Origin of the sequence: Cytobacillus oceanisediminis 2691, from assembly GCF_007678455.1 — a bacterium.
Lineage (GTDB): Bacteria > Bacillota > Bacilli > Bacillales > Cytobacillaceae > Mesobacillus > Mesobacillus oceanisediminis_A.
In genome coordinates this window covers 1-232 of sequence record NZ_VEEP01000428.1, presented here as the reverse complement: position 1 = coordinate 232, position 232 = coordinate 1, and the positions used below count along the sequence as shown (strand labels likewise).

Genomic DNA, 232 nt, shown 5'->3' with positions numbered 1-232 from the left:
CTCTCCATACCAAACGGCGCTGTTCCAGTTAACCTAATTCCTCAAGGACCACTCTTACCTTCAACACATCTCCCTCTACCTCAATCTCAACCCACCCTTCCTCCACATCGATCATCCATTTCCCGATTCCCACCCCCACCCCCCAACCTTCTCTATCCCCCCACTCCTCACCCCCTTTCAACCCCTCCAACACTTCATCCACCTCTTCTCCTACCTCATATTTCCTCATATT

The 232-nt window shown here is 51.3% G+C and carries 1 protein-coding gene; it reads right to left on the bottom strand.

Features of this window, described 5'->3' with window-relative positions; all coding sequences use genetic code 11:
* Nucleotides 1–28: 28 nt before the first annotated feature.
* Nucleotides 29–232, bottom strand: a 204-nt coding sequence (locus FS736_RS25015; RefSeq protein WP_222125129.1) for a hypothetical protein, incomplete at its 5' end; no start/stop codon positions are given.